This is a genomic window from Microvirga yunnanensis, assembly GCF_025460875.1.
The window spans coordinates 51,262-74,763 of sequence record NZ_JAMXFI010000031.1 but is presented as its reverse complement, the minus strand read 5'-3'; the positions used below and the strand labels follow the sequence as shown (position 1 = coordinate 74,763).

Sequence of the window (23,502 nt, the reverse complement as noted above, 5' to 3'; positions counted from 1 at the left end):
TCACTGATCGTCTCCCATGATGGCGCGCCGGGCGGACAGCTTGGTCTTCGCGAGAAGCCGCATGAGATCGGTGCGGTCCTTGGCGTTGAGATCGCCGAAGAGATCGGCGATCCAGTGTTCGTGCTCGGCCGCTATGGCGCGGAATTCGCTTCGACCGAATGACGTTAGGTTGACCACCTGGGCCCTTCGGTCCGTCTCGGAGACACGACGCTCAAGGTGCCCGGAGGCGACAAGGCGATCGACCAAGCTGGTGAGGTTGCCGTTCGACACCATCATGCGCTTCGAGAGATCGGACAGCATCATGCCGTCCGGAGCCTTGTCGAGCTGCGCCATCAGATCAAAGCGGGGAAGCGTCAGATCGAACCGGTCTCGCAGGCGGCGGCGGATCTCTCCTTCAATGAGGGTCGAGCATGTCAACAACCGTAGCCAGAGCCGAAGCTCGTCGCGATGGCTCTCCGGCATCTCGATGGCCTTCGTCTCGGCATCGAGCGGGATTGGTTGGTCACTCATCTCAAATCTCTCCACCAGCCACGACAATGGCTTGACCTGTCACGGACCGAGCGCCCTCGCCGCACAGCCACACGACTGCATCGGCAACCTCTGAAGGTTCGATCAGCCTTTGCTGCGGGTTGTGCTTGACGAAGTCGCTTAGGGCCTGCTCGCGCGTTCTGCCCGTCTTTGCCATGATGCGCTCAAGGCTTTCAGCCACAAGATCCGTATCAGTGAAGCCAGGGCAGACCGCGTTGACCGTGACACCTGACGTTGCTGTCTCCAATGCGAGCGCTCGCACGAAGCCGATCACCGCGTGTTTGGCTGCGCAATAGGCGCTTACATAGGGATAGCCCTTGAGCCCCGCCGTTGAAGCCACTGCGATGACACGCCCGAACCGCCGCTCGGTCATGGAGCCGAGCACGGCGTGCGTAACGTTTGTGACCCCGAGCAGGTTGACATCCAACATTTGCCGGAACACGGCTGGAGCGGACTTCAGGAAAGGAGCGGAAGCAGCAGCCCCCGCGTTGGCCACGAGGAGATCCACGGGCCCATGACAAGAAACCGCGCTCTGCACGGCAGACTGAATGGCATCCAGATTGGTAACGTCGGCTGCGGCAGCAACATGAGCATCACCTTCGGCTACGGCGCGATCAAGGGCTGCCTGATCCCGGCCGATTATGGTGACCGTCGCACCCGCCCCGGTCAACGTCTTGGCGATGGCCCGGCCAATGCCGCGCCCGCCGCCGGTCACCATCGCGTGGCGACCTTGAAGAACGTTCACATGCATCTCATTCCGCGGCGAGGGAGTTTTCGCCGGCCTCCATCTTCAATTCTGCCCGGGTCTTCGGCTTGGCCTTGATCTTCAACTCTTCCAGATCCTGCCGATCGCGAACACTGTTACGGAAAATCTGATCCTTGCCGGCGATATACTGCGGCGGGCAGAAAGTGTCCTTTGCCCCATACCAAGCGGCTGCCTTCATGGTGAAGAAGGGATCCACAAGATGAGGGCGCGCCAGCGCGACCAAATCCGCCCGGCCTGCAGCCAGGATGGTGTTAACCTGATCGGCCGTCGTGATATTGCCCACACACATGGTCGCAACCCGCGCCTCGTTGCGCACCTGATCCGAGAAAGGAGTCTGGAACATGCGCCCGTAAATCGGGCGGGCCTCGCGCACGGTCTGACCGGTTGAAACGTCGACCAAGTCCACCCCATGTTGCGAAAAGGCACGTGCAACCTCGACCGCGTCTTGCCCGGTGACGCCGCCCTCGGCCCAGTCGGTCGCCGAGATGCGCACCGACATGGGCTTGTGCGCGGGCCAGACCTCGCGCATGGCATCGAACACTTCGAGCGGGAATCGCAGCTGATTCTCGAGCGAGCCACCGTATTCGTCGGTGCGGCGGTTCGTAAGCGGCGAAATAAAGCTTGCTAGAAGGTATCCGTGAGCACAGTGCAATTCGAGCATATCGAACCCGGCCCGTTCGCCACGTTCGGCTGCGTGGACGAACTGGGCCTTGATGAGGTCCATTTCGGCGCGGGACAGCTCGCGCGGAACCTGACTATCGGGAAAGTATGGGATCGGAGATGCAGAACAGATATCCCAGGCACCTTCGTCCAGCGGTCGATCAATTCCTTCCCACATGAGCTTGGTGGCGCCTTTGCGGCCGGCATGCCCGAGTTGCAGACAGATCTTGGCGGCGGAGTTATTGTGCACGAAATCGACAACCCGCTTCCAAGCCGCTTCCTGCTCGGCGTTCCAGAGACCTGTACAGCCCAGCGTGATCCGTGCCTCCGGGGAGACACAGGTCATCTCGGTAAAGACTAGTCCCGCTCCGCCCGTTGCGCGCGAGCCGTAATGGACAAGATGCCAGTCGTTGGGAACGCCGTCCTTAGCCGAGTACATGTCCATTGGCGACACCACAACCCGGTTCGGAACCACCATCTCCCGCAGGCGGAAAGGCTGGAACATCGGCACATTGGGACGATCGACGGACACGTCGAAGCCGCGATCTCTCACTTGCCTTGCAAAGGTGCGGTCAACGGCAGCTACGAAATCCGGTGCACGCAGGCGCAGATTGTCATAAGTGATGGCCTTGGCGCGGGTCATGACCCCAAATGCGAACTGCACCGGATCGAAATCCCAGAAGCGTGCCACATGTTCGAACCAAACCAGGGAAACGTCGGCGGCATGTTGGGTTTTTTCCACCTCTTCACGACGTCCCGTCTCGTACAAGGACAAGGCGCCCTCAACACTGGAATTGCGCTGGAATGCCTCGAATAGGGCGATGGCATCCTCCATAGCCAGCTTCGTACCGGAGCCGATCGAGAAGTGAGCCGTTGCCTTGGCGTCACCGAGCAGTACTCTGTTGCCCATCACCCAGCGCTTGTTGCGGATCATGGGGAAGTTGCGCCAAATCGAGCGGTTCGTCAGGATTTTGTGCCCTCCCAGGAACCAGCCAAAAATCCGTTCCATGAACGCGGCCGATTCCGCTTCGCTTTTCTGCCCGAGCCCCGCGCGCTCGAAGGTTTCGGGATCCGTCTCGAAGACCCAGGTGGAGCGGTTCGCCTCGTACTGGTAAGCATGGGCGATGAACGGGCCCCACTCCGTCTCCTGAAAGATGAACGTGAACGCGTCGAGCGGTCGTGTCGAACCCATCCAGGTGAACCTGTTGGGCCGCAGATCGATTTCTGTTTCGAAGTGTTCACCAAAACGCTCGCGGAAGCGGCTGTTGGCGCCATCCGCGATCACCACGAGATCGGCATCCGCGAACAGTCTCTCGTCGTCAACATCGACCTCGTAACGCAGCTTAACATCGAGTTCCGCTGCACGGTCTTGGAGGATGAGAAGCAGCGTTCGGCGGGAGCAGCCGCAGAATCCATTGCCGCCAATGCGGTGCTCGGTGCCCTTAAAGTGAACCGAAATGTCATCCCAATAAGCGAACTCGCGCGTAATTCTTTGGTAGCTGGGCAGATCGTACTTCTCGAAATTGTCGAGGGTCGCGTCGGAGAATACGACGCCGAAGCCGAATGTGTCGTCGGCACGGTTGCGCTCATAGACCACGATGTCAGCCTCCGGCCGGAGCTTTTTCAGCAGGATGGCAAAATAGAGACCCGCAGGACCGCCGCCGATGATCGCCGTTTTCATGAGAGTCCTCGCTTGATCGAAGTTTAAATATTTTAAGCTTAAAATATCTTTCGATCAAGCCCCGAACTCGGAGAAAAGCGGCGCTCCCGAAAAATTTCTGCATCTGCATATATTCATCGCAAGCCACTTCTGCTGGGCGGCTCAGGAAGCGGTTTCATTCCTCACACAAGTGTTCCCTTCTGCACGTCGGCAGCTAAGGGCCTTCTGCAGAAGGGTTGAAACCTCAGTGAGCGAAATAACCTGAGGCGGCAGTCCTCCGAAGGAATACTTGCATTATCATATTCCTAGCATAGGATGTGTCGGCGTCTGCGAGCGAACGAGAATGTGCCGCAAGAAGGCTGTAAGCTGCCGCCGCGGTTTATCATCTCAAGAGGGAACGGGTCATGAATGCAAGCCAAATTCTGACAGATGTTGTTTCGGCCTTGTCCACGGGAGCAATCAGCGTTGTTGATCTAACAGCTCCGCTTGGGCCAGATACCCCTGTCCTGTACCTGCCGCCTCAGTTCGGCAAGAACACACCAAAGTTCAAAATGCACAGGATCTCCGAATACGACAGCGATGGTCCCTGGTGGGCATGGGGGTGGATGGAACTCGGCGAGCACACCGGAACCCACTTCGACGCTCCGGCGCACTGGATCTCGGGTAAGGACGCTCCGGACAATACAACGGATAAGATCCCACCCAGGAATTTTGTTGCACCATGCAACGTGATTGATTGCAGTATGGAGGTCAGGGCTAACCCGGACTTTCTTCTAACGGCTGACGGTGTTCGAGCATGGGAAGCTGAGCATGGAGAGATCGAAGCCGGATCCTGGGTGCTCATGCGATCCGACTGGTACAAGCGCAACTCGAGCACCGAAGCCTTCCTGAACGCGGACGAAAATGGACCTCATTCACCCGGTCCTAGCGTCGATTGCATCGAATACCTGCTGACGAAGGATGTGATCGGATGGGGCAATGAATGCGTCGGCACCGATGCAGGAAGCGCGGCCAGCTTCAATCCTCCATTTCCTGCGCACCACCTCATGCTTGAAAAGAGCCGTTATGGGTTGGCGAGTCTGTGTCAGCTGGACAAGCTCCCGCCGAAAGGCGCCATTCTTGTTGTGGCTCCGCTGAAGATCGTCAACGGGACAGGAAGCCCCGTCCGAGCGTTGGCGCTCGTTCCCCGATCATAATGCGCTAGCTTGCTTCGCAAGCATCCGGCAGGAGTGGGAGATAGATCACCCTCCCCTAACTTGGGTCTAAGGGGATTGCGCGAGCCGTCCCGGAATGCTTATGGAGGCGCATTCGGATTGAGAAGCAAGAGGTTCCTGGAAGCCTGAAACAACTTTCAGGAGCCGAGCTTACTCCCCTCACGCCTCTACTTCGGGTCGCAACCCGGGTTCAAGGATTCGTATGGCCCCTGCACATCCAGCAAAGACAGCGACTCGTCCTCCCCCGGCGAAGCCTAGCGCCAAACGTGCTCCACGCGGCGAGGACACGCCGAGTAGGAAGTCCCGCCCCAAAATCCTGCCTACGGTGGAGAGCAGCAGTACCATCCCGTCGCTTGGGGAAATCGGCCTCGCACACTTTGTGCCATACCTCTTGAACCGGATCTCAGCTTGCTGGAATGCCAATATGCAAGAGACCCTCAAGGGCCTCGACATGACCACCACCAAGATGCGGATTTTGGCAATTCTGAGCGTTATGCCTGGATTGACGATCAATGAATTGTCCGTCCATGCGATTACAGAGCAATCAACAATGAGCCGGACGCTCGATGCCTTGGAGGAGCAGAACTATATCCGCCGACAGGCTCGGACAGACGACATGCGTGTGCGGGAGATCTACATCACCGACGAAGGCAGGTCACTTTTTGCGAGAATTTGGCCGCCAATGTATGAGATATACAGCCACCTGTTCGAAGGCGTCGACGAGACGGAGTTGCGCGCCCTGATTGGCACCCTGCACAAGATCTTGCACAATACACGCAAGCAGGATCTCTGATCGCTAGGGCTGAGAGGCGGCCTAGCCGTAGATGCTCGCGACGGTTTTCAGGGCGCCATCAAGAGCAAGGCCTTCCTCGTCCAGCAGAGCAGCCTGACGTAACCTGCGCAGCCAAGCCGCGCTATCAGGACGCCCCGTCAGCATAGGAACTGCGGAAAGCACTCGGTCGAACTTGGATTGCCCTCGGGCATGCGTGTCCGAATAACCCTTCACCAGTCGCCTGCAAGCCAGGATTTCGACCGCGAGGTCGTAGTCCTGAGGGAGCATCGACACGGCGATATTGCGCCATTGGGTGATATGATCCATCTCCCGAGAATGGCGCAAGGTGCGGCGGCGCATCGGCTTCATGGCGGAGAGGATATAGAGGGCGAGAAACCAGCCGACCGTTCCGGACTTCACCCGGCGACCGCGGTTCACCAAGCGGTCGAGAGTTTTGAAAAGTCCAGGTCGTGACTCCAGGAAACGCCCCAGAGCCAGGGGAAGTGTTCCCGCAACTTCCTCCATGCGAGGATGCATGTACTCGGTCGTATAGATCAGTTGGTCGTCCTTGACCCCGACTTCCTTTCTGACCCGTTCGAAGCGGCTCCCCCGAGACTTCAGATCCGCCACCCGGATAACGTCGTCATAGGCCATGGCGACAGCCAGATACTTCGCCGCCTCCTGCGTGAACCTAAAATTGTTTGCAGCGCCGCCGTTCGCGAAGTCCAGCTTGAGCATTGCATCCATACCGTCGAGGTATTCGTGAGCGTATGCTGCGTCCTGATAGTCGACGAGCCGCTTGACCCCCGCAAACAGCATCGGTTGCAAACTCTCCGGATATGTCCGGATTCGCCCAAGGATCCGATTCAAAACCTCGCTTTTGGTGGAGGCAGGCAGTTCAGGAAGCGTCTTTTCAGGAGTCCGAACAACTGCCTTGTCGGTCGGCTTTTCCGTGGCGCGTTCAAAGGCGGCCTGGAAGGCGCGGAGGCTCGCGTCAATCCCCTTGCCGCCTGATTTGATGGTCGCTTCGAAAGCGGATTGCGGAAATGGAAGGACGTTGGCGGCTGCCAAAGCACCAAACATGGCGGACGAGATGACACTGCCGTTCTTCTCCGCCAGCTGCTGCATGTCGAACGTGATAATGCGCTTTGCTGCAACCCCGGCTGCCTCAACAACCATATTGGGATCCCCAATGCCGTCTCCCGGCTTCTCCTTCTCGGAAACCGCGTAGGAACGGTGGTTCGAGGCGATCAATGTGGTACGCTCAGGCGTCACGAGTCCCCGCAGCATCGATCGACCCGCTTCCATGAACTCGGCGGCCAGGACGATGTCAACGTCTCCCGGCGTCGGCATAAGCGAGAGGATCGGAGCTTGGTTGCCCCGCGCCGGCAGCATCTCGATGTAATAAATGGTTGCGCCGGTGCGCTGGGCCACGCCCGGCACCGATGTCGATTGGGCGTACCACCCCTGCGATTCGGCCAACGCGACGATCCAGTCCGACAGGACGCCGCCGCCCTGCCCGCCCATGGCGAGGATCGCAATCGAGATCGGCTTGTCGGTGGAGAGGCGGACCGGAAAGGTTTCGTGGCGTGTCATCTTGGATCCCTCAGTGGGCAAAGGTGAGGCGACGGCTGTCGCGCCGGCGCTGCAGGAACCCGATCACTGCGCGGCGCGCTTTTGCCAGGAAGAGATCCATCCGGCTCGGATTGTAGATGACGTCGGCTCTATAGAAGGACGGACACAGAACCGCGGCCTCCGACACATCCCCGCAGTTGCCGCACCCGACGCAGGAATTGTCGATAGCCGCGACAGGATCATCCTTCAAGGGATCGTCCGTATGTTTGACGGATAGAGATGGGCAGCCGGACAGGCGGATGCAAGCGTGATCGCCGGTGCACACGTCCTCATCGACGCCGAACCGCTCGCGCACCATGCGCTTGCCTTCTTTCACAGCCTTGCCGAAGAGCGGCTTTACGCGGCGCTGCTTGTTGAGCATGCATTCCGAGGATGCGACAATGATCTTCGGTCCAGGCTCCGGCGTCGTCAAAGCTTCCTTCAGCGTGTCCCGCATCTTGGCAACATCGTAGGTGCGGTCAATCTGCCGGACCCACTTTGCGCCAATACCCTTCACTGCGTCCACGATGCTGTTGTTCGTCGTTCTGTTCGGATTTTCGGCTCTCGAAGACAGGATGTCCTGGCCACCAGTCGCCGCCGAATAATAGTTGTCGACGATGAGGATGACCCCGTCCTGCTTATTGAAGACGGCATTGCCAACACTGGTCGACAGGCCGTTGTGCCAAAATCCGCCGTCACCCATAACGGCAATGGAACGCTTGTCAGCCTCAATATTGAAAGCTGAGGCGGAGGCAGGACCCAGACCGTAGCCCATGGTCGTTGCACCAATATTGAAAGGCGGCAGGATCGAGAACAGGTGGCAGCCAATGTCGGCTGCCACGTGATGAGGTCCGAGTTCCTTTTCGACCAGTTTCATTGCCGCGAAGATCGGACGTTCGGGGCAGCCGGTACAGAACCCCGCCGGACGTTGGGGTACAACATCGTTCAGCGCCTTCACCTTCGGATCCTGGAGGACTGAAGTCGGGTCAGGGACCGGCGGTTGATTGCCCAGGAGAGCGACAGCATGTGCCTCGAAGAAGCTCTTGAAGCCTTTCGCAAGCACGGACGATGTGTATTCTCCGCCGAGCGGCAGTAAGTCCTTGCCGTGTACTTTGGTATTGACGTCCCGACGCCGAAGAATCGTGTTCAGAGCCTGCTCGATATACTCGGGCTGCCCCTCTTCGACCATGATGACCGCCTTTTTGCCGATGCAGAACTCCGCCACTTCATCGTCGATCAGCGGATACGTGACGTTGAGGACATAGAGCGGAATCGCTGACTGGCCGTAGACGTCAGCGAGCCCGAGGAACTGCAGCGCCCGCATAACGCTGTTGTACATGCCGCCCTGCAGGATGATCCCCACCTCCCCGTCCGGCGGCCCGAAATGCTCATTGAGCTTTCGGGACTTGATGAATTCGACGGCGGCCGGCCAGCGCTTCTCCAGCTTTTCCTTCTCGTGCATGTAGGCAGCCGGGGGTAACACAATCCGGCTAACATCCCGCTGTGGGTTCTCAACAGCCTCGCGCAGCGTGAAGGCCGGGGCCTTATTGTCCTTGGCGACGAACTGGCCGTGAACGTGGCAGGTCCGGATCCGAACCTCGAGCATGACCGGAGTATTGGAGGCCTCCGACAGCTCGAACCCATCCTCAACAGCCTTAACGATGGATTCCAGGTTGGGACGAGGGTCGAGCAGCCACATCTGCGACTTCATCGCGAAGGCATGGCTACGCTCCTGCATAATGGAGGAGCCCTCACCATAATCCTCGCCGATGATCACGAGGGCGCCGCCCGTGACGCCACCCGAAGCGAGATTGGAAAGAGCGTCGCTTGCGACGTTCGTTCCCGCCGTGGACTTCCAGGTTACAGCACCCCTGACCGGGTACATGACCGAAGCCGACAGCATCGCCGCCGCTGCCGCCTCGGACGCTGAGGATTCAAAGTGAACGCCAAGCTCGTTGAGCACGTCTTTCGAATCCGCGAGTACGTCCATGAGGTGGGAGATCGGAGAGCCCTGATAACCACCGACATACGAGACGCCCGATTGCAGGAGCGCCTTCGTGATCGCGAGAATGCCCTCTCCGCGAAAGATCTCTCCCTCTCCGAGCTTTAAGTCCTCAACCTCGCGCGCAAACGAACGTTCCGCCATGTCGCCCTCCGCCTTGGCCGTTCTCAGCCCGGACCCGTAGCACTACCAGTGATAATATGCATTTGAATACATCTTTGATAAGATTGCTACCCCTCGGGCGGGCAAAGGTGTAAAATTTTAGTCTAACGACAACGCAACTGTACAGCTTTGCTCAGCAGCGATCGGCGGTGCCACATCCAACCAACGCCGTCCAGCAGCAAGCATGTATGTGCATATTTCTATAGGGCCAGGTGCTGCGATTGCGAGGCTTGGACCAGATCCGCTTGGGAGGGGGGCCTCCAACAGAGCTTTGTGCAGCCCAGATGATGCCTGAGGCCTCAATTTTGATGTGCGGGTTTGAAGCATCGCAACCATGGACAAAATCGCAGGACGATGCTGGCACGCAATTTAGCACGATGTCGTGCCAGTGAAGCTTCAGGCGATCCAAGCCTCTCCAGCCTGTCATAAACTCCGGAACAGGGAAGCCTGTGCCTGCATTCTCCTAACTGCACAGCTTAAACCGCGACCGGCGTATGCCGGTCAATGTGGCCAAAGCGGCTGAACAAGCTCTACCGCATCAGCCGGCCGCCATTGACGTCGATTGTTGCTCCGGTTGTATATCCCGCATCGTCCGAAGCTAGATAGAGCACGGCAGCCGTCACTTCTGCCGGCGTGCCAAACCGTCCGGATGGAACACTTGCGAGCAGCCCCGCGAGGCGCTCGGGCGAAACCTCGTTGAGCATGGGGCTCTGGATTGCCGAAGGGGCAATGGCATTTACCGTAACGCCGGCCGGGGCAAGTTCCAGGGCGAAGAGCTTCGTCAAGGCGAGAACGCCGGCTTTCGCCGCAGCATAGTGAGCTCCACTTCCAGGGCTTGCTAGCTGCCCGGCAATGGAGCCGATATTAATAATTCTTCCAAAGCCTCGCTCGCGCATGTGGCGTCCCGCGATCCTCGATCCGATGAAGACGCCACGCAGGTTGACAGCGAGCACATCGTCCCATTCACCGATAGCGATGTCCCATAGCGGACGCGCCACCGTCCGGGCTGCATTGTTAATCAGAACGCTTATGTGTCCAAATTCAGCAACCGCCTTGTCGAAAGCCGCTTGAAAAGCGGCCTCATCACGGACGTCTACCTGCACAGGCAGAACACGTTCGCCCATCGGATCCATGGCAACGGCAACGGCTTCTACATCCTTCGAAACGTCTGTCAGCGCCACGCGATAGCCGGCGTCGAACAGGCCTTCAGCGATTGAACGGCCCAATCCTTGAGCTGCCCCTGTCACGAAGGCTGAACGCTCTGAGATCATTCCAGAGGTCCTTCGCTCTTCACCAGCATCTCACTGTCACATGACCTCATAGCGAGTTACCTCCGGCTTCAGAAGGCGACGACGCTCTGCCGGCCCGTCTCAAGCTCCCGATTTCCCATATGCCGTGCGCGGAGGATTTTCAGAGAACTCCGAACAATCCGAGGGTACATGGGTGAGAAACGTGGCCCGCGAAAACGGAAGCACGGGCCCTTTAACGGGCCCGTGTCCGCTCCCATGCGCCAGCGCTTCTCGCGTTCTCAAACATTGCCGAGTTCGGGCCCAGCCGGAACCATGGCAAACACACGAAGGGGGCTCCCGCTGCCTTCCAGAATCTTCAATGGAGCCGCGACAATCAGCGCACCTGTCGGTGGCAATTGATCCAGGTGGCATAAGCACTGCAGTCCGTACTTGCCGGCGCCGTGCATGTAGTAGTGGCATGGGTACGGCGGCGTGAAGTGAGCTGCCTGTCCGGCGTCAGTGCCGATTGTCTCGGTTCCAAATCCGAGGACATTGCGTTCATTCACGAGGAAGCGCACGCAGTCCGGATCCGGCCCGGGCGTGTGTTGACCAACTTCGTCCAAATTCTGATATGCGACTGGATCACTGCGCTTCCACCAGTCAGTGCGCATCAGGACCCAAGAGCCAGCCGGAATATGACCATGCTGTTCCTCCCAAACCTTGAGATGGGCGGCAGTGAGGAGGAAATCGGCATCCGAGGCGGCCTCGGCGCTACAGTCAATCACGCAGGCAGGCGCGATGAAATGTTCGATCGGCAAGGTGTTGGTGGAGTTATTCGGCAGATCTCGTCCGGAAATCCAGTGGATTGGCGCGTCGAAATGAGTGCCTGTGTGCTCACCGAAGCTGATGTTGTTCCAGTACCAAGCTGGCCCGCGCTCGTCATACCGTGAGATCTCCTCCATGCGGAATGGCCGGCATTGGCCGATTTCAGGGGGCATCACGATCTGTGGGAAATCGGGGGTCAGAGTCTGCGTCAGGTCGACCAGGCGGATACCACCCGAGCTGATAAGGCGCCCCATGAGTGAAAAAAGGTCGGTCATCCGCCACTCCTCCCGAAACCGCTCGCACACTGCGTCATTCTGTGAGCTCACGCTCGAGTATTTTTGGATTGTCCGTGTACCGCGCGAGCCAGTCCTGCGCTATCTCGCCGGGGTAGACATCTTCCACGGAACCTTGGAGAGCCTGAACGACAGCCGAAGCGACGGCGGCCGGAGCGATCTTCGGCGGCAGAATGAGCTGGTTCCACTCGTCGTCGATAGGCCCGGGATAGAGATTGATAACGCGCACTCCAGCGGGCCGCAGCTCCGCACGCAGGGCCTGTGACAGTGAAAGGGCAGCCGCTTTGGAGGCCGAGTAGGTTCCATGCGGCGGGTAGTTGGACAAAGCGAAGATCGAAAGGAGATTCACCCACGCGACCGCGCTTGAGGGACCATCGGCCGCCCGAGCTTTCAGAACAGGACCGAAGTCCTGCGCCAGACGCAGCAGGCCGAAATAATTCACCTCCATCTCGGCTTGGGCAGTCTCAATCCCGCGACGATTCGAGATACCAAAGGTGCGGTGATGATCTGCGGTGTTGATCAGGATGTCGACCTTGGCACCGATCTCACCCGCAGCCTCGCGCACCGAGCGACCATCGGTGAGATCCAGCGGAATAATGTTGACCTGCGGCAGCTCACGCAAGGCTGCGAAACCTGGCATTTCCTTCCAAGGCTCCGCCTCACCCACCCAGATAAGGTCGGCTCCTGCCGCTGCGAGGGCCTTTACGGTCGCTTGACCGACAGCCGATTTGCCATCGGTCACCAGCACTTTGCGAAACCGGGGATCACAGGTGATGTCCCGCAGCTTCGAATCCTCTGACAAGGAGAGCCTTCCCTTCTCCGGGCCAGCAACGAGCACGGCCTGCCCGGCCCGATCAAGAGCAGTTTCGATTTGTACCCGACATGGAGCGGCTCCCACGCCTTCGTGGAGATAGGCAATCACGTTGACCCCTGCGTCCAGGTGAACAATGCCGACACGCCAGGGTGCCCGCTCACGAAAAAATAGCTCCTGCGGGTGCCGCACCAAGGTGTCGGCAAGCAGCTCACCGCCGCCACTCTGCGCCCGCCAGACCAGATGGTCAGAGAGGCACCTATGGCAGGCCTCGCGTGGTGGATATTGGACCGCCGCACACTCTTCACAAACCTGAAGCTCCAGCCGCCCCCGGGCGGCGGCGGCCGTAAGACCCAATGCAACGCGGCTGCGCTTTCCGGGTGGCAGTGTCGGCGACCGCGTACGCAGTACAGGATTCTTACGTTTGGGTCGGTTCAGCGCTTCAGACACTAGAACACCTTCCTTGCTTATGAGGTGTGTCGAGGCGAAATCAGGGTGCGGCAAGGACCGCAGCACCGCTGCAGAGGCCTCGGTCGTAATTGATCATGCCAAAGCCGGACACGACGCCGGTTCGGGCATTGGGAACACGAGCGCCGAGAGTCTCGCCCGTGAGTTGCCGGATTCCCTCCACAATTCCGAGATGCCCGCCGGCTGCGCCCGCTTGACCCGCCGAAAGCTGTCCACCTGAGGTGTTGAAGGGGAACGAACCCTCAGCCTGGAAGCTGTTCGTGCGGATAAAACTCGGCCCCTCGCCTTTCCGGCAGAAGCCGAGGTCTTCAAGCTGCAGTACGTTGATCACCGGATAGTCATCGTAGGCTTGCAGAAAATCAATGTCTTCAGGACCTACACCAGCCTGGCTATAAAGCGCGTCTGCATCGAGGGCCCAGCCACCACGGAACTGGATGGGATCGTCCGGAAAAGCGTTATGCCGTTCGATCGCGCCCAATAGGCGCGCATATCGCAACCCGAGACCTTCGGCCGTTGAGCGGTGCATGACGAGAAAACCCTCTCCGCCCGCGCACGGCATCACACAATCGAACAGTCGAAGTGGATCCGCGATCAGACGCGCGTTGAGGTACTCGTCAAGCGAGAGTGGCTTTTTGAACAATGCCAGAGGATTGCGGAGGGCGTTGTCGCGTTGAGCAACGCAGAGCTTGCCGAAGTCCGCTGACTCCGCTCCAAAGGTACGCATGTAGTACGCGGTCAAGAAGGCGAAGCTCGCATTGGGACCACCGGACCCATAGGGATACACGGCGTCCCGCGCAAACTGACTGAAGGTTGCGGTATTGAGACGAAAACTGTCGGGGTGATTAGTGTCACCTGCAATACACGCAACGATCTCAGCGTCACCGCTCTGTACCGCGCGCGCGGCGCGGCGGATCGAGACAATGCCTGCCGCACCCCCCATGGGGACGTGATCGAGCCAGCGCAAAGTCATGCCAAGATGCTGGGTGAGCCCGACGGCCGTGTCAGGTGCAAGTGTGAAGCTCGCCACGGACATGCCATCGATGCGGGACTTCGCCACCCCTGCGCCAGTGGCGAGCGCGGCCATAACGCGGGCGAGGAACCAATGTGCGCCCCGAATGGAATGCCGCGCATAAGGCACCGTCACCGGGGCTGCGAGCACAACATCATCATAGCCGGACCGGACAGACATGTCAGTTCTGCCCTCCTAGATAGGTACTAATGACGCGCGGATCGTGAGCGAGCTCGTCAGCTGGACCTTGATGGCTCACCTCGCCGGTCTCAAGGACATACCCGTAGTCTGCTGTTTCCAACGCGGCACGAGCATTCTGCTCGACCAGCAGGATCGAGACCCCGGTCTCGCGCAAGGAAGCGACGATGCGGAAGATCTCCCGCACAATGAGCGGTGCCAAGCCAAGGCTTGGCTCGTCGAGAAGAAGAAGGCGTGGGCGTGACATCAACGCTCGTCCCAGTGCAAGCATCTGCCTCTCACCGCCGGAAAGGGTGTTCGCCTTTTGTGTTCGGCGCTCCGCCAGTCGCGGGAACCGGGCATAGACATCATTGAGCGAACGCTTGACTTCGGTCCCATTGCGGCGGTGAGCGTAGGCCCCAAGGATGAGATTGTCGGCCACCGGCATGTCCCCGAATAATTCGCGCTTCTCCGGAACCAAACAGAATCCGCGCTTTACCCGCTCCTCGACGTCCAGGTTTTGCAGGTCCACGCCGTCATAGGCCATGCTTCCGCGCGAACGCAGAAGGCCAGCGGCCGCGGCAAGGAGGGTTGTCTTGCCTGCGCCGTTGGGGCCGATAACGGTGACGATCTGGCCTGGCTCCATCACGAGGTTCACCCCGCGAACTGCCTCCACCTTGCCGTAGGCAACATGCAGATCCTTAATTTCGAGCAAGGAACTCATGCCACCCCTCCCAAATATGCCTCTTGGACGCGAGTGTCGGAGCGCACGGCCGAGGGGGGGCCCTCGGTGAGCTTGGAACCGAAGTCCATTACGACCAAGCGGTCCACCAATCCCATCACAAAGTCCATGTCGTGCTCGACAATCAGAATGGTGACGCCTTCCGTACGCAACCCGCGAAGGAGATCGGCGAGGGCCAACTTCTCGAGCCGTCTCAAGCCTGCGGCGGGTTCGTCGAGCACGACCAGCGCTGGGTCGGCCGCAAGCGCGCGGGCAACTTCGAGAATGCGTTGACTGCCGAGCGGAAGGTTGCCGGCGAGTTCGTATGGGTTCTCGCCAAGTCCGACCCGCTTCAGCTGTGTGAGTGCCTCGAAGCGGGCACGCGCTTCCTCGTTGCGACTCAGCCTCAGGGCACCGGTCAGAAAGCCTGAGTGGGTGCGTAGATATGTCCCGAGTAGTACATTGTCGAGTAATGACATATTGGGGCGAAGCTTCACGTGCTGGAAGGTGCGTGCAATACCTGCTTTCGCGATACGGCGTTGCCCTACGCCGGTGATATCCTGCCCAAGGAAAGACACCTTTCCGCTGTCACTCTCCAGTGCGCCGGTGATTAAATTGAACATAGTGCTCTTCCCGGCACCATTCGGCCCAATCAAGGCTACGATTTCGCCAGCCCGAACCTCGAAGCCAACCTGATTGACAGCGACGAGGCCGCCGAACCGCTTGACGAGATTGTCAACCTTCAAAAGTGGTGTTCCCCGCTCCGGCATCGTTCGCCGCTCCAGCGGTTCGGCCGCCGCAAGCGCTGGCTTCGATCCTTTTGGCAGAAGCCGGCGGACGTAAGGCACCACACCGCGCCGGGCGAATTGCAGCACGAGAATGAAAAGGACCGCGAAGACGATGATTTCCAACTGGGCGCCCTGACTTGAAAAGTATGGCAGGACGTCCTGGAGGGTATTCTTGAGCAATGTAATGATCGCTGCCCCAATGACGGCACCGAGGATATGCCCGGATCCGCCAACGATTGCCATGAAGAGATATTCAATTCCCATCCGCACATCGAAGGGCGCTGGACTGACGTAACGGCTCATGTGGGCATAGAGCCACCCGGAAAGACCTGCCAGAAGCGCGGCAATGATGAAGGTAACGAGCCGGATGCGAAAGGCGCTGACACCGAGGCTTTCGATCATGACGGTGCCGCCTCGCAAGCTTCGGATGGCCCGACCTTCGCGCGAGTCAAGCAGATTGGCGACCAGGACCGCTGATCCGGCGAGTAGCCCCCAGATAAGATAATAGATGGTCGTGGACGGTGCGAATGAGATCGATCCGATGGAAATCGGCGGCACACCAGTGATGCCATTGTATCGGCCGAGAGCATCAAGGTTGCCAAACAGATAGAAGATCGAGAGACCCCATGCAATCGTGCTGAGGGGCAGGAAATGGCCGCCCAGCCGCAGGGTGACTGCACCAAGCAACGCTGCGATGGCACTGGTCAACCCGAGGGCGAAACCCAGGCCGAGCCATGGCGACGCACCATGAACAGTTGTAAGCCAGGCGGTCGCATAGGCGCCTATACCCACGAAAGCCGCTTGGCCGAACGAGGTCAGGCCGCCGACGCCCGTCAGCAGTACGATCCCGAGGGCGACCAGAGCGTAGATGCCAATGTAGTTGAGCAGGGTGATTGTAAAGCTTCCTGCCCAGAACGGAGCGGCAGCAAGGGCTACTAAAACGCAGAACGTGATCACGTATTGTATTGTTCTGGTCATCCCTCGACCTCCTCGTCCTCTTCCTCGACATGGCCGAGCGTGAGTGAGCGCCACAGCAGAACAGGGATCAGGAACGTGAACACCACGACTTCCTTAAGGGCACTGCTCCAGAACGAGGCGAAGCTCTCCAGGATGCCCACAAGAATGGCGCCGATCGCAGTGACGGGATAGCTCGACAGACCGCCAATGATTGCGCCGACAAAGGCCTTCAGGCCAATCAGAAACCCGGAATCGTAGTAGAGGGTCGTTACAGGTCCAATCAGAATGCCCGAAATTGCTCCCAAGAGCGAGGCGAGAAGAAACGCGAGCGTGCCCGCGCTCGCCGGCCTGATGCCGACGATACGTGCGCCGGTACGGTTGACCGCGGTCGCCCGCAGAGCTTTGCCAGCCAGGGTGTACTCAAAGAACAGAAACAGCATGAGGCTGAAGACGGCTGCGGCAGCAATCATAAGGAGGGTCTGCGAGGTGACAACCACATCCCCGAAGCTAAAGATCTCGCTCGTCAGCGGTTCAGTGCGAAACCCCTCCGGCCCAAAGAACAGGAGGCCGAGCCCTGATAGGCAGAAATGCAGTGCGACTGAGACAATAAGGAGGAGGAGCACTGACGCATCGGCGATTGGCTGCAGGGCGATTCGGTCAATGAGTGGTGCGATCGGTACCACGAGTGCGATGGTCAAGGGAATCTGCGCCCAACTGGGTAAAGCCGCCCCGGCAACCAGCCACGCGATACTGGCCGGGATAAGGGGCAGAACGCCGTAGCCAAGCAAGCTACGCCCAATCCGATGGGGCTGGCCGCGCCGCCAGTAGTGTAGGCTGTCGACAATGCAGGCTGCGATGGCCAGAACGGCAACCAGATAGACCGTGCCTGGCGTCCGGCCAAGCTGCAGCGAGGCAAGCGTAAGTGCTGAGAAGGCGACGATGTCGCCAAACGGCACGAACACGACGCGCGTCACTGAGAAAATGAGCACGAGGCCAAGTCCGACGAGAACGTAGATCGCACCGCTGGCAATCCCGTCCATCCCAAGGATTAGGGCGATATCGCTTGTCATATTGCTCCCGAAGACGTGTCAGTCATTCCGGAATCCGGCATCGTGGCGCATGGCGTGAAGCCGTGACCACACTCAATGCACCGGCTTCAACCGCTCTTGGTTCGATAGAGAAACATCCTGAGAAATTTATTTCAAGCCTAAAATGTTTTTGCCTAAAATGTTTTCAACGTTCATTATGGCTTCTCAGGCAAAGCAAATCGCGGCGTCTGCGCCGGCATCCAGCAGGGAGGTTCCTCGTGGATAGGCTTGTGTATCCCTTGCGCGGGGAGTCATTGGAGCAATGATGGTTGTGCCCGCCAAAGTGGTCAACGTCGCGGTTGGTCTCCCCTTCATGACAGGTTCCATCTCTTCGACGGGCGCCTTTACTGCGAGGGTCATCATGGCGGAGCAAGCGTATGAGGCCGAGGTGATTGGCACCAAGACCTCTACTGTTCAGCTCTATTGTGACTCTGGTCCCCAGACGGCCACCGCAATGCTCGTAAGCTCATCAAGGAGGAGAAGGTTGATGTGAAAGCACTGGAAGGGCTGGCTGACCCTGGTTGTGCACCGATCGTGCCATCACCTCCGATATTCAGCTTGGAACATCGAAATCTTGCAAGGCGCGATCGTCTCAACTTTAGAGCAGGCGACCGGCCAGACAATCTGGTGCGGCTTGCAAAAGCCGAGTGGCGCAGTTGTCCTAAGCTCGCTCTGGCGACAGTTCGCTTGACCTCTCGCGTTCATCTCTGGCCCATATATCAATCGTCAACACATCTGAAAGGTAGCCCATGAAGCGAATTCTTGGCTTGGCTTTTGCAAGCGTCTTGTCATGTGCGGCCGCTGCCGCAGCGCGGGCGGAGATCGTCGTCGGCTTTGTCACCGGTCTCAGCGGGCCTGTGTCATCCATTGGCATTCCAAACGCGAAGGGAATTCAGGCCGGCTACGCCTATCAAAGCGACGTTGACGGGGAGAAGATCCGCCTCATTCAGCTCGATGACGCATCCGATCCCTCCGCGGCGACCCGCAATGCCCGTAAGCTGATCGAGGAAGAGAAGGTTGATATACTGCTCGGCACATCCGGCGCCCCGGGGACCCTTGCCATGGCCACGGTGGCCGTGGAGATGAAGGTTCCTATGATCGCCCTCTCGCCTATCGCGCCGGTTGCGGCCGGTGAAGGCGGTCCTTGGGTCGTTCAGGTGCCGCAGCCGGCACCGCTCCTTGTACAGGGCATCGTCGAACACATGAAGGCGAAAGGCGTGCGGACGGTTGGCTTCCTTGGCTTCAGCGATGCATTTGGAGACCTCATGTACGACTCGCTGGTGCAGAGCGCCACGGCGTCGGGAATCAAGGTGCTCACCAACGAGCGATATGCCCGCTCTGACAACTCAGTCACCGCGCAGGTGCTACGAGTGATTGCAGCACGCCCTGAAGCCGTCATGATTGGCGGCACCGGTACGCCGGGCGCGCTGCCCTTCCTCTCCCTCGCTGAGCGAGGTTTCAAAGGACAAGTTTATGGTAATCATGGCCTCATCAGTCCGGACTTTCTGCGAGTAGTCGGCAAGGCCGCCGAGGGGGTAATCTGCCCGACAGGTCCAGTCACCGTAGCCGAGCAGTTGCCGGAAACGAACCCGATCCGAAAGGTCGCGCTGGCGTTTCGAGAAGCCTACGTGAAGGCGAACGGTGAGCCTGTTAATGACGCATTCGCACCGTATTCTTTCGACGGCTGGCTCATATTTCTCGATGCTGCCAAGCGTGCGAAGGCCGCGGCAAAGCCAGGCACGCCGGAATTCCGCAATGCCCTGCGGGAGGCGATCTTTACCTCCAGGGAGGTGGTTGGAACTCACGGAGTGTACAGCTACACGCCGGCTGACAGGCACGGTGTTGATGAACGATCCCGCGTGATGGTGCAGCTGGTCAACGGCAAATGGCAGTTGCTTCCCTGATCGTGGCCACGGGCGGCCACACTCGGCCGCCCGCAGCAGATTACGTTACAGACCCTTGGGATGGGCCATGAACTCCTCGATGATTTCAGGCGGGGGTTTCACGAAATCCGACACACGGCTCACGCCAAGACCGGTCAAACGCTTCAGTTTGACCGCGAGCTCTGCCATCTTAACGACGATCGGGATGCCGTTAATCACCGGTGCGTGATCGACGACATGCCCTTGAATGGCAGAGAACAGCAGCATTGGAATTCCGCCACCCGGGACCAGGACGTCACAGCCTGCAGCTACGAGTGGTCGCGCCTGCTCGGCGAAGAGCTCCAGCACTTCCTCAGCGAGGGCCTCCGATTCATAGGCTTTCAGGATCTGCCCAGGCTCAAATGTCATGGCATGCACGCCGGTGACCCGCCGCTCAAGGGCATACTTTGTAATCTGGTGGTGAAACCAGGGGATGTAGCGGGTGTTGATGGTAATGATGCCGCTGCGCTGCCCCAGTTGACAGGCATGCAACATTGAGGTCTCGCCGAGCGCTAGGACCGGAATATCAACGACGGAACGCGCCTCATAGAGGCCCGCATCCTGAAAATGGCCGATAACAAAGGCATCATATCCCTCACGCTCAGCTCTCACCGCATTGCAAATCACCTCGCGAGCGCAGCGGAACTCGACAATAGGATGAGCATAACTGTCGTACGGCGTGATGCCCTTGATGTCGACTGTTGTCCCTGGGTCAACGACGGAATCGAGATGATTGCGCAACCGGTCCCAATAGATCTTGCCGTTCTCATAATCGACGTAACTTTGATACCAGATCCGGATAGGCTTCATCTCTCGTCCTCCTTGAGGCGAACCCAATGGCGGCCACTGACTGCTCGGCCAGATGGCGAGAGCCATTCCTCATCTGAATCGGCGAGAATGGCTTTCATCTGTACGATCCAAAATATGTTGCAAATCTAAAAATTTAAAGCCTAAAATATATTGGTGATCGAGCAATAACCTTTGCCGTACAGCCAGGAGGACCGACAATGAAAGCATTCATAGGTTGGCTTGGGGGAGCAGTGCTATCTGTCATGGCGGCCGGAGCAGCCCATGCAGAGATCAAGGTTGGCTTCGTGACTTCTCTTAGCGGCCCTGGAGCATCGATCGGGATCCCCTACAGTAAGGGGATGGCGGCTGCACTTGCCTATGCAAGCGAGGTGGCTGGCGAGAAGATCCGGCTGATCGAGCTTGATGATGCTTCCGATCCTTCGGCTGCCGCGCGCAACGCTCGCAAGCTCATTGACGAGGAGAAAGTGGATGTGCTGCTTGGCACATCAGGCGCCCCGAGTGCCTTGGCTATGGCCACGGTTGCTGTGGAGCAGAAGGTACCGATGATCGCCCTGTCGCCAATCGCGCCGGTTGCCCCGGGTGAAGGGGGCCCTTGGGTCATCTCGGTCCCTCAGCCCGCACAGTTAATGGTGGCCGCTGTCGTTGAGCGGATGAAGGCACAGGGCATCAAGTCAGTTGCTTATATCGGCTTCAGTGATGCCTGGGGCGACCTCGTTTATGACGGCCTAACTGCAGCAGCTGCGCCCGCAGGAATTAAGGTTCTGACCAATGAGCGTTATGCTCGAGCAGACACCTCGGTTACTGCTCAGATCCTGAAAATCATCGCGACGCGTCCGGATGCGGTCATGACCGGCGGTGCCGGAACGCCGGGTGCGCTGCCTTTTCTTGCGCTTGCCGAGCGCGGCTACAAGGGTCCAGTGTTCGGCAGCCACGCCCTCATCAACGCGGACTTTGTCCGAGTAGGTGGTCAGGCTGTAGAGGGCGTCATTGCCCCTACGGGCCCCGTCGTCGTGGCCGAGCAGCTTCCCGAGGCGAGCCCAACCAAGAAGGCCGCCCTGGACTTCCGGGCAGCGTATGAAAAGGCAAACAATTCCACTACCACGGACGCGTTCTCAGCCTATTCATTCGACGGCTGGATACTGTTTCTCGATGCAGCCAAGCGCAGCTTGCCCACCACGAAGCCTGGAACGCCAGAATTCCGCAATACTCTGCGCCAGGCATTGGTCAATGCGAAAGACGTCGTAGGCTCGCACGCGGTTTTCAACTTCACCCCTGCTAGCCAGTACGGCGTCGATGAGCGAGCGCGTGTGCTTGTGCAACTCGTCAAAGGCAAGTGGAAGCTTCTTCCTTGACCTATGCAGGGCTTGATCATGGTCGCTCCTGCGTCACCGGCGAGCTGTCATAGGTTCGGTTTGGTGCTAAGACGCTTCAGCTCTCGCTGTGGTGAATGACTGGAGCCTCACCGATGTCTCCGTTGGCGCAAAACCAGTGCGCCCATCTGAGGAGTTCCCACTGCGAGCGCTTGAGCTTGCCTATGATGTTGTCTTTGGTGGGTAGGGCACACGAGGGCTGCGCGTTCGGATGCTCCGCAATCTCCAAAGGGCCCGTCTTGAGGTTCCAGCAGGGGCATTCCACGTGCGGTCTCTGCCCTGACACCGGCGAGACGCACGGCTTCGTCCTGGAATCCTTGCGACACGGGTCGTCTGCGGCATACAGAGTCTCCCGCTCCAGATAGAAGCTCGACTTTTCCGATCCTGCTGGCGAATCCGCTTCAGGGCTGCTGAGGCGGCTGCCAAGCTTCTGGAGCTGACAGCCGGCGTTTTGCGCCCGAGCGCTGCAGGTTAGCCCTCCGCCTGCGAATGAAATGGCAATATCGCATTCGCCGGCAGTACCTTATCCGCGGCAAGTCCAATCAGATCCTATGTTGACCTGGAGATAGGCCGCCGCATCTCGCTGCACGCGCGATCCAAGTCCATTGGCTGCTTGCAACGCTGCAATGGCGCGCCTTGGTATCATCAGTTCATTCACGCCACAACGTTGCGCAGATCGCCTCCACTTGGCGAATGAAGGCGAGAACGGTTGGCCTGACGACGCTTTGGCGCCGGAAGACGGCGCAGGTCTTGCGGGTCCAGGTTGGAAACGACAGGCGCAGAGGCACGATAATCTGTTCGCAGGCCCTGGCATGCAGAGTCGTTTGCGCCTGCAGACTCGATCGCGTGACATAGCTGAGATGATTTGTGTCCATCAACACAGCGCTCAGAAACACAACGGACGTGGTCTCAATCGCTGTATGCGGCCTTGGTAGGTCGGCCCCGATGAATAATCCGTCAAGCTTAAGGCGATCTGGCTCGGGCCGCGGTGGCACTAGCCAAGAGAATGGAACGAGTTCAGCGAGTCCAACGCTCGTTCGGTCGGCGAGCGGATGATGAGGGCCGGCGATGAACTCAATCGGTTCCTCCAGCAAGATCCTGAAATCCAGGTCAGGGTCGCCAGAGCCTTCCGGGCGCGCCATGATGGCCACGTCGAGGCGACCGCTACGCAGGGCATCGATAAGGGTGTCGTTGAGACCCTCACTGACGATGATGTCCACATCTGGATAACGCTCTCTCAATCCCGCAACGGCTTGGGGAACGAGTGACCGCAACACGGCAGCGACGCAGCCGATCCGCAGGCTCCCACGCCGCGCCCCACGCAATGCGTCAAGCTCCTCAAGAGCTTCGTCCGACAGTGCGAGCACCATATCGGCATAGGCTTTGAGCCTCTCGCCGAAAAGGGTCATGCGTACTCCGGTGGGACCGCGATCAAGGAGCCGAACGCCAAGGCTCCGTTCCAGCATCCGGATGCTCTTGCTAAGCGCCGGCTGGGTCAGTCCGAGTGCCTCGGCAGCGGCACTCATGCTTGCCAATCGGACCACAGCCACAAAATGACGCAACTGGCGCAGTTCCATCGGTGAACCCTCCACTAGGCGTCATAACCGAAAGTTATGAGCACGGCAAAGCAAGTTGATTGCGCCGTGGAGACGCTGG

The 23,502-nt window shown here is 59.0% G+C and carries 18 protein-coding genes; 4 read left to right on the top strand and 14 right to left on the bottom strand.

Annotation, left to right across the window (positions count from 1 at the left end; all coding sequences use genetic code 11):
- The 3 genes from NF876_RS16990 to NF876_RS16980 are packed head-to-tail and all read right to left on the bottom strand — an operon-like array spanning position 1 to position 3,635.
- On the bottom strand, positions 1-510 hold the full coding sequence (locus tag NF876_RS16990) for a MarR family winged helix-turn-helix transcriptional regulator (protein ID WP_262269964.1): 510 nt from the start codon (positions 508-510) through the stop codon (positions 1-3).
- Between the two features lies 1 nt (position 511).
- On the bottom strand, positions 512-1,246 hold the full coding sequence (locus NF876_RS16985; protein ID WP_373696677.1) for an SDR family NAD(P)-dependent oxidoreductase: 735 nt from the start codon (positions 1,244-1,246) through the stop codon (positions 512-514).
- A 34-nt stretch (positions 1,247-1,280) separates the two neighbouring features.
- On the bottom strand, positions 1,281-3,635 hold the full coding sequence (locus NF876_RS16980; protein ID WP_262269962.1) for a bifunctional salicylyl-CoA 5-hydroxylase/oxidoreductase: 2,355 nt from the start codon (positions 3,633-3,635) through the stop codon (positions 1,281-1,283).
- A 383-nt stretch (positions 3,636-4,018) separates the two neighbouring features.
- Between NF876_RS16980 and NF876_RS16975 the strand changes: the two genes are divergently transcribed.
- Together NF876_RS16975 and NF876_RS16970 are read left to right on the top strand one after the other, a co-directional pair.
- Complete coding sequence (locus NF876_RS16975) at positions 4,019-4,810, top strand: cyclase family protein (RefSeq protein WP_262269961.1); 792 nt, start codon at positions 4,019-4,021, stop codon at positions 4,808-4,810.
- 331 nt (positions 4,811-5,141) lie between these two features.
- Positions 5,142-5,621 (top strand): MarR family winged helix-turn-helix transcriptional regulator, encoded by a 480-nt coding sequence (locus NF876_RS16970; protein ID WP_262269967.1) that lies wholly within the window; start codon positions 5,142-5,144, stop codon positions 5,619-5,621.
- Between the two features lie 21 nt (positions 5,622-5,642).
- On the opposite strand, the gene NF876_RS16965 is transcribed toward NF876_RS16970, so the two are convergent.
- The 9 genes from NF876_RS16965 to NF876_RS16925 form a co-directional block, all read right to left on the bottom strand.
- Positions 5,643-7,196 carry an indolepyruvate oxidoreductase subunit beta family protein gene (locus NF876_RS16965; protein ID WP_262269960.1) on the bottom strand — a complete coding sequence of 518 codons (1,554 nt, stop codon included), beginning with the start codon at positions 7,194-7,196 and terminating at the stop codon, positions 5,643-5,645.
- A gap of 10 nt (positions 7,197-7,206) precedes the next feature.
- A complete protein-coding gene (locus NF876_RS16960; RefSeq protein WP_262269959.1) occupies positions 7,207-9,360 on the bottom strand; it encodes a ferredoxin family protein in 2,154 nt (717 codons plus the stop codon).
- 548 nt (positions 9,361-9,908) lie between these two features.
- The gene (locus NF876_RS16955) at positions 9,909-10,649 is read right to left on the bottom strand and encodes an SDR family NAD(P)-dependent oxidoreductase (RefSeq protein ID WP_262269958.1); all 741 of its coding nucleotides are present in this window, start codon (positions 10,647-10,649) and stop codon (positions 9,909-9,911) included.
- 257 nt (positions 10,650-10,906) lie between these two features.
- Positions 10,907-11,707: a cyclase family protein gene (locus NF876_RS16950; protein ID WP_262269957.1), complete on the bottom strand. Its 801-nt coding sequence runs from the start codon at positions 11,705-11,707 to the stop codon at positions 10,907-10,909.
- Between the two features lie 34 nt (positions 11,708-11,741).
- The gene (locus NF876_RS16945) at positions 11,742-12,986 is read right to left on the bottom strand and encodes an SDR family NAD(P)-dependent oxidoreductase (protein ID WP_262269956.1); all 1,245 of its coding nucleotides are present in this window, start codon (positions 12,984-12,986) and stop codon (positions 11,742-11,744) included.
- Between the two features lie 40 nt (positions 12,987-13,026).
- Positions 13,027-14,193: a thiolase family protein gene (locus NF876_RS16940; protein WP_262269955.1), complete on the bottom strand. Its 1,167-nt coding sequence runs from the start codon at positions 14,191-14,193 to the stop codon at positions 13,027-13,029.
- 1 nt (position 14,194) lies between these two features.
- Positions 14,195-14,914, bottom strand: coding sequence for an ABC transporter ATP-binding protein (locus NF876_RS16935; RefSeq protein WP_262269954.1), 720 nt, complete (start codon positions 14,912-14,914; stop codon positions 14,195-14,197).
- Positions 14,911-16,677: a branched-chain amino acid ABC transporter ATP-binding protein/permease gene (locus NF876_RS16930; protein WP_262269953.1), complete on the bottom strand. Its 1,767-nt coding sequence runs from the start codon at positions 16,675-16,677 to the stop codon at positions 14,911-14,913. Before NF876_RS16930 ends, NF876_RS16935 begins: the two co-directional genes overlap by 4 nt.
- Positions 16,674-17,726, bottom strand: coding sequence for a branched-chain amino acid ABC transporter permease (locus NF876_RS16925; RefSeq protein ID WP_262269952.1), 1,053 nt, complete (start codon positions 17,724-17,726; stop codon positions 16,674-16,676). The genes NF876_RS16930 and NF876_RS16925 overlap by 4 nt, the downstream gene beginning before the upstream one ends.
- 767 nt (positions 17,727-18,493) lie before the next feature.
- On the opposite strand from NF876_RS16925, the gene NF876_RS16920 reads away from it, so the two are divergent.
- Positions 18,494-19,648, top strand: coding sequence for an ABC transporter substrate-binding protein (locus tag NF876_RS16920; protein WP_262269951.1), 1,155 nt, complete (start codon positions 18,494-18,496; stop codon positions 19,646-19,648).
- Between the two features lie 45 nt (positions 19,649-19,693).
- Here the strand turns inward: NF876_RS16920 and NF876_RS16915 are convergent, their stop codons facing one another.
- Entirely contained in the window at positions 19,694-20,476 is a 783-nt protein-coding gene (locus NF876_RS16915; RefSeq protein ID WP_262269950.1) for an aspartate/glutamate racemase family protein, read from the bottom strand.
- Between the two features lie 197 nt (positions 20,477-20,673).
- On the opposite strand from NF876_RS16915, the gene NF876_RS16910 reads away from it, so the two are divergent.
- Positions 20,674-21,828 carry an ABC transporter substrate-binding protein gene (locus tag NF876_RS16910; protein WP_262269949.1) on the top strand — a complete coding sequence of 385 codons (1,155 nt, stop codon included), beginning with the start codon at positions 20,674-20,676 and terminating at the stop codon, positions 21,826-21,828.
- 668 nt (positions 21,829-22,496) lie between these two features.
- On the opposite strand, the gene NF876_RS16905 is transcribed toward NF876_RS16910, so the two are convergent.
- Positions 22,497-23,423 carry a LysR family transcriptional regulator gene (locus tag NF876_RS16905; RefSeq protein ID WP_262269948.1) on the bottom strand — a complete coding sequence of 309 codons (927 nt, stop codon included), beginning with the start codon at positions 23,421-23,423 and terminating at the stop codon, positions 22,497-22,499.
- Positions 23,424-23,502 lie beyond the last annotated feature (79 nt).

Coding starts and splice junctions, on each gene's coding strand:
- NF876_RS16990 (WP_262269964.1), bottom strand. CDS start 510: ATGAGTGACCAACCAATCCCGCTCGATGCCGAGACGAAGGCCATCGAG.
- NF876_RS16985 (WP_373696677.1), bottom strand. CDS start 1,246: ATGGTGACCGGCGGCGGGCGCGGCATTGGCCGGGCCATCGCCAAGACG.
- NF876_RS16980 (WP_262269962.1), bottom strand. CDS start 3,635: ATGAAAACGGCGATCATCGGCGGCGGTCCTGCGGGTCTCTATTTTGCC.
- NF876_RS16975 (WP_262269961.1), top strand. CDS start 4,019: ATGAATGCAAGCCAAATTCTGACAGATGTTGTTTCGGCCTTGTCCACG.
- NF876_RS16965 (WP_262269960.1), bottom strand. CDS start 7,196: ATGACACGCCACGAAACCTTTCCGGTCCGCCTCTCCACCGACAAGCCG.
- NF876_RS16960 (WP_262269959.1), bottom strand. CDS start 9,360: ATGGCGGAACGTTCGTTTGCGCGCGAGGTTGAGGACTTAAAGCTCGGA.
- NF876_RS16955 (WP_262269958.1), bottom strand. CDS start 10,649: ATGATCTCAGAGCGTTCAGCCTTCGTGACAGGGGCAGCTCAAGGATTG.
- NF876_RS16950 (WP_262269957.1), bottom strand. CDS start 11,707: ATGACCGACCTTTTTTCACTCATGGGGCGCCTTATCAGCTCGGGTGGT.
- NF876_RS16940 (WP_262269955.1), bottom strand. CDS start 14,193: ATGTCTGTCCGGTCCGGCTATGATGATGTTGTGCTCGCAGCCCCGGTG.
- NF876_RS16935 (WP_262269954.1), bottom strand. CDS start 14,914: ATGAGTTCCTTGCTCGAAATTAAGGATCTGCATGTTGCCTACGGCAAG.
- NF876_RS16930 (WP_262269953.1), bottom strand. CDS start 16,677: ATGACCAGAACAATACAATACGTGATCACGTTCTGCGTTTTAGTAGCC.
- NF876_RS16925 (WP_262269952.1), bottom strand. CDS start 17,726: ATGACAAGCGATATCGCCCTAATCCTTGGGATGGACGGGATTGCCAGC.
- NF876_RS16920 (WP_262269951.1), top strand. CDS start 18,494: ATGAAGCGAATTCTTGGCTTGGCTTTTGCAAGCGTCTTGTCATGTGCG.
- NF876_RS16915 (WP_262269950.1), bottom strand. CDS start 20,476: ATGAAGCCTATCCGGATCTGGTATCAAAGTTACGTCGATTATGAGAAC.
- NF876_RS16910 (WP_262269949.1), top strand. CDS start 20,674: ATGAAAGCATTCATAGGTTGGCTTGGGGGAGCAGTGCTATCTGTCATG.
- NF876_RS16905 (WP_262269948.1), bottom strand. CDS start 23,423: ATGGAACTGCGCCAGTTGCGTCATTTTGTGGCTGTGGTCCGATTGGCA.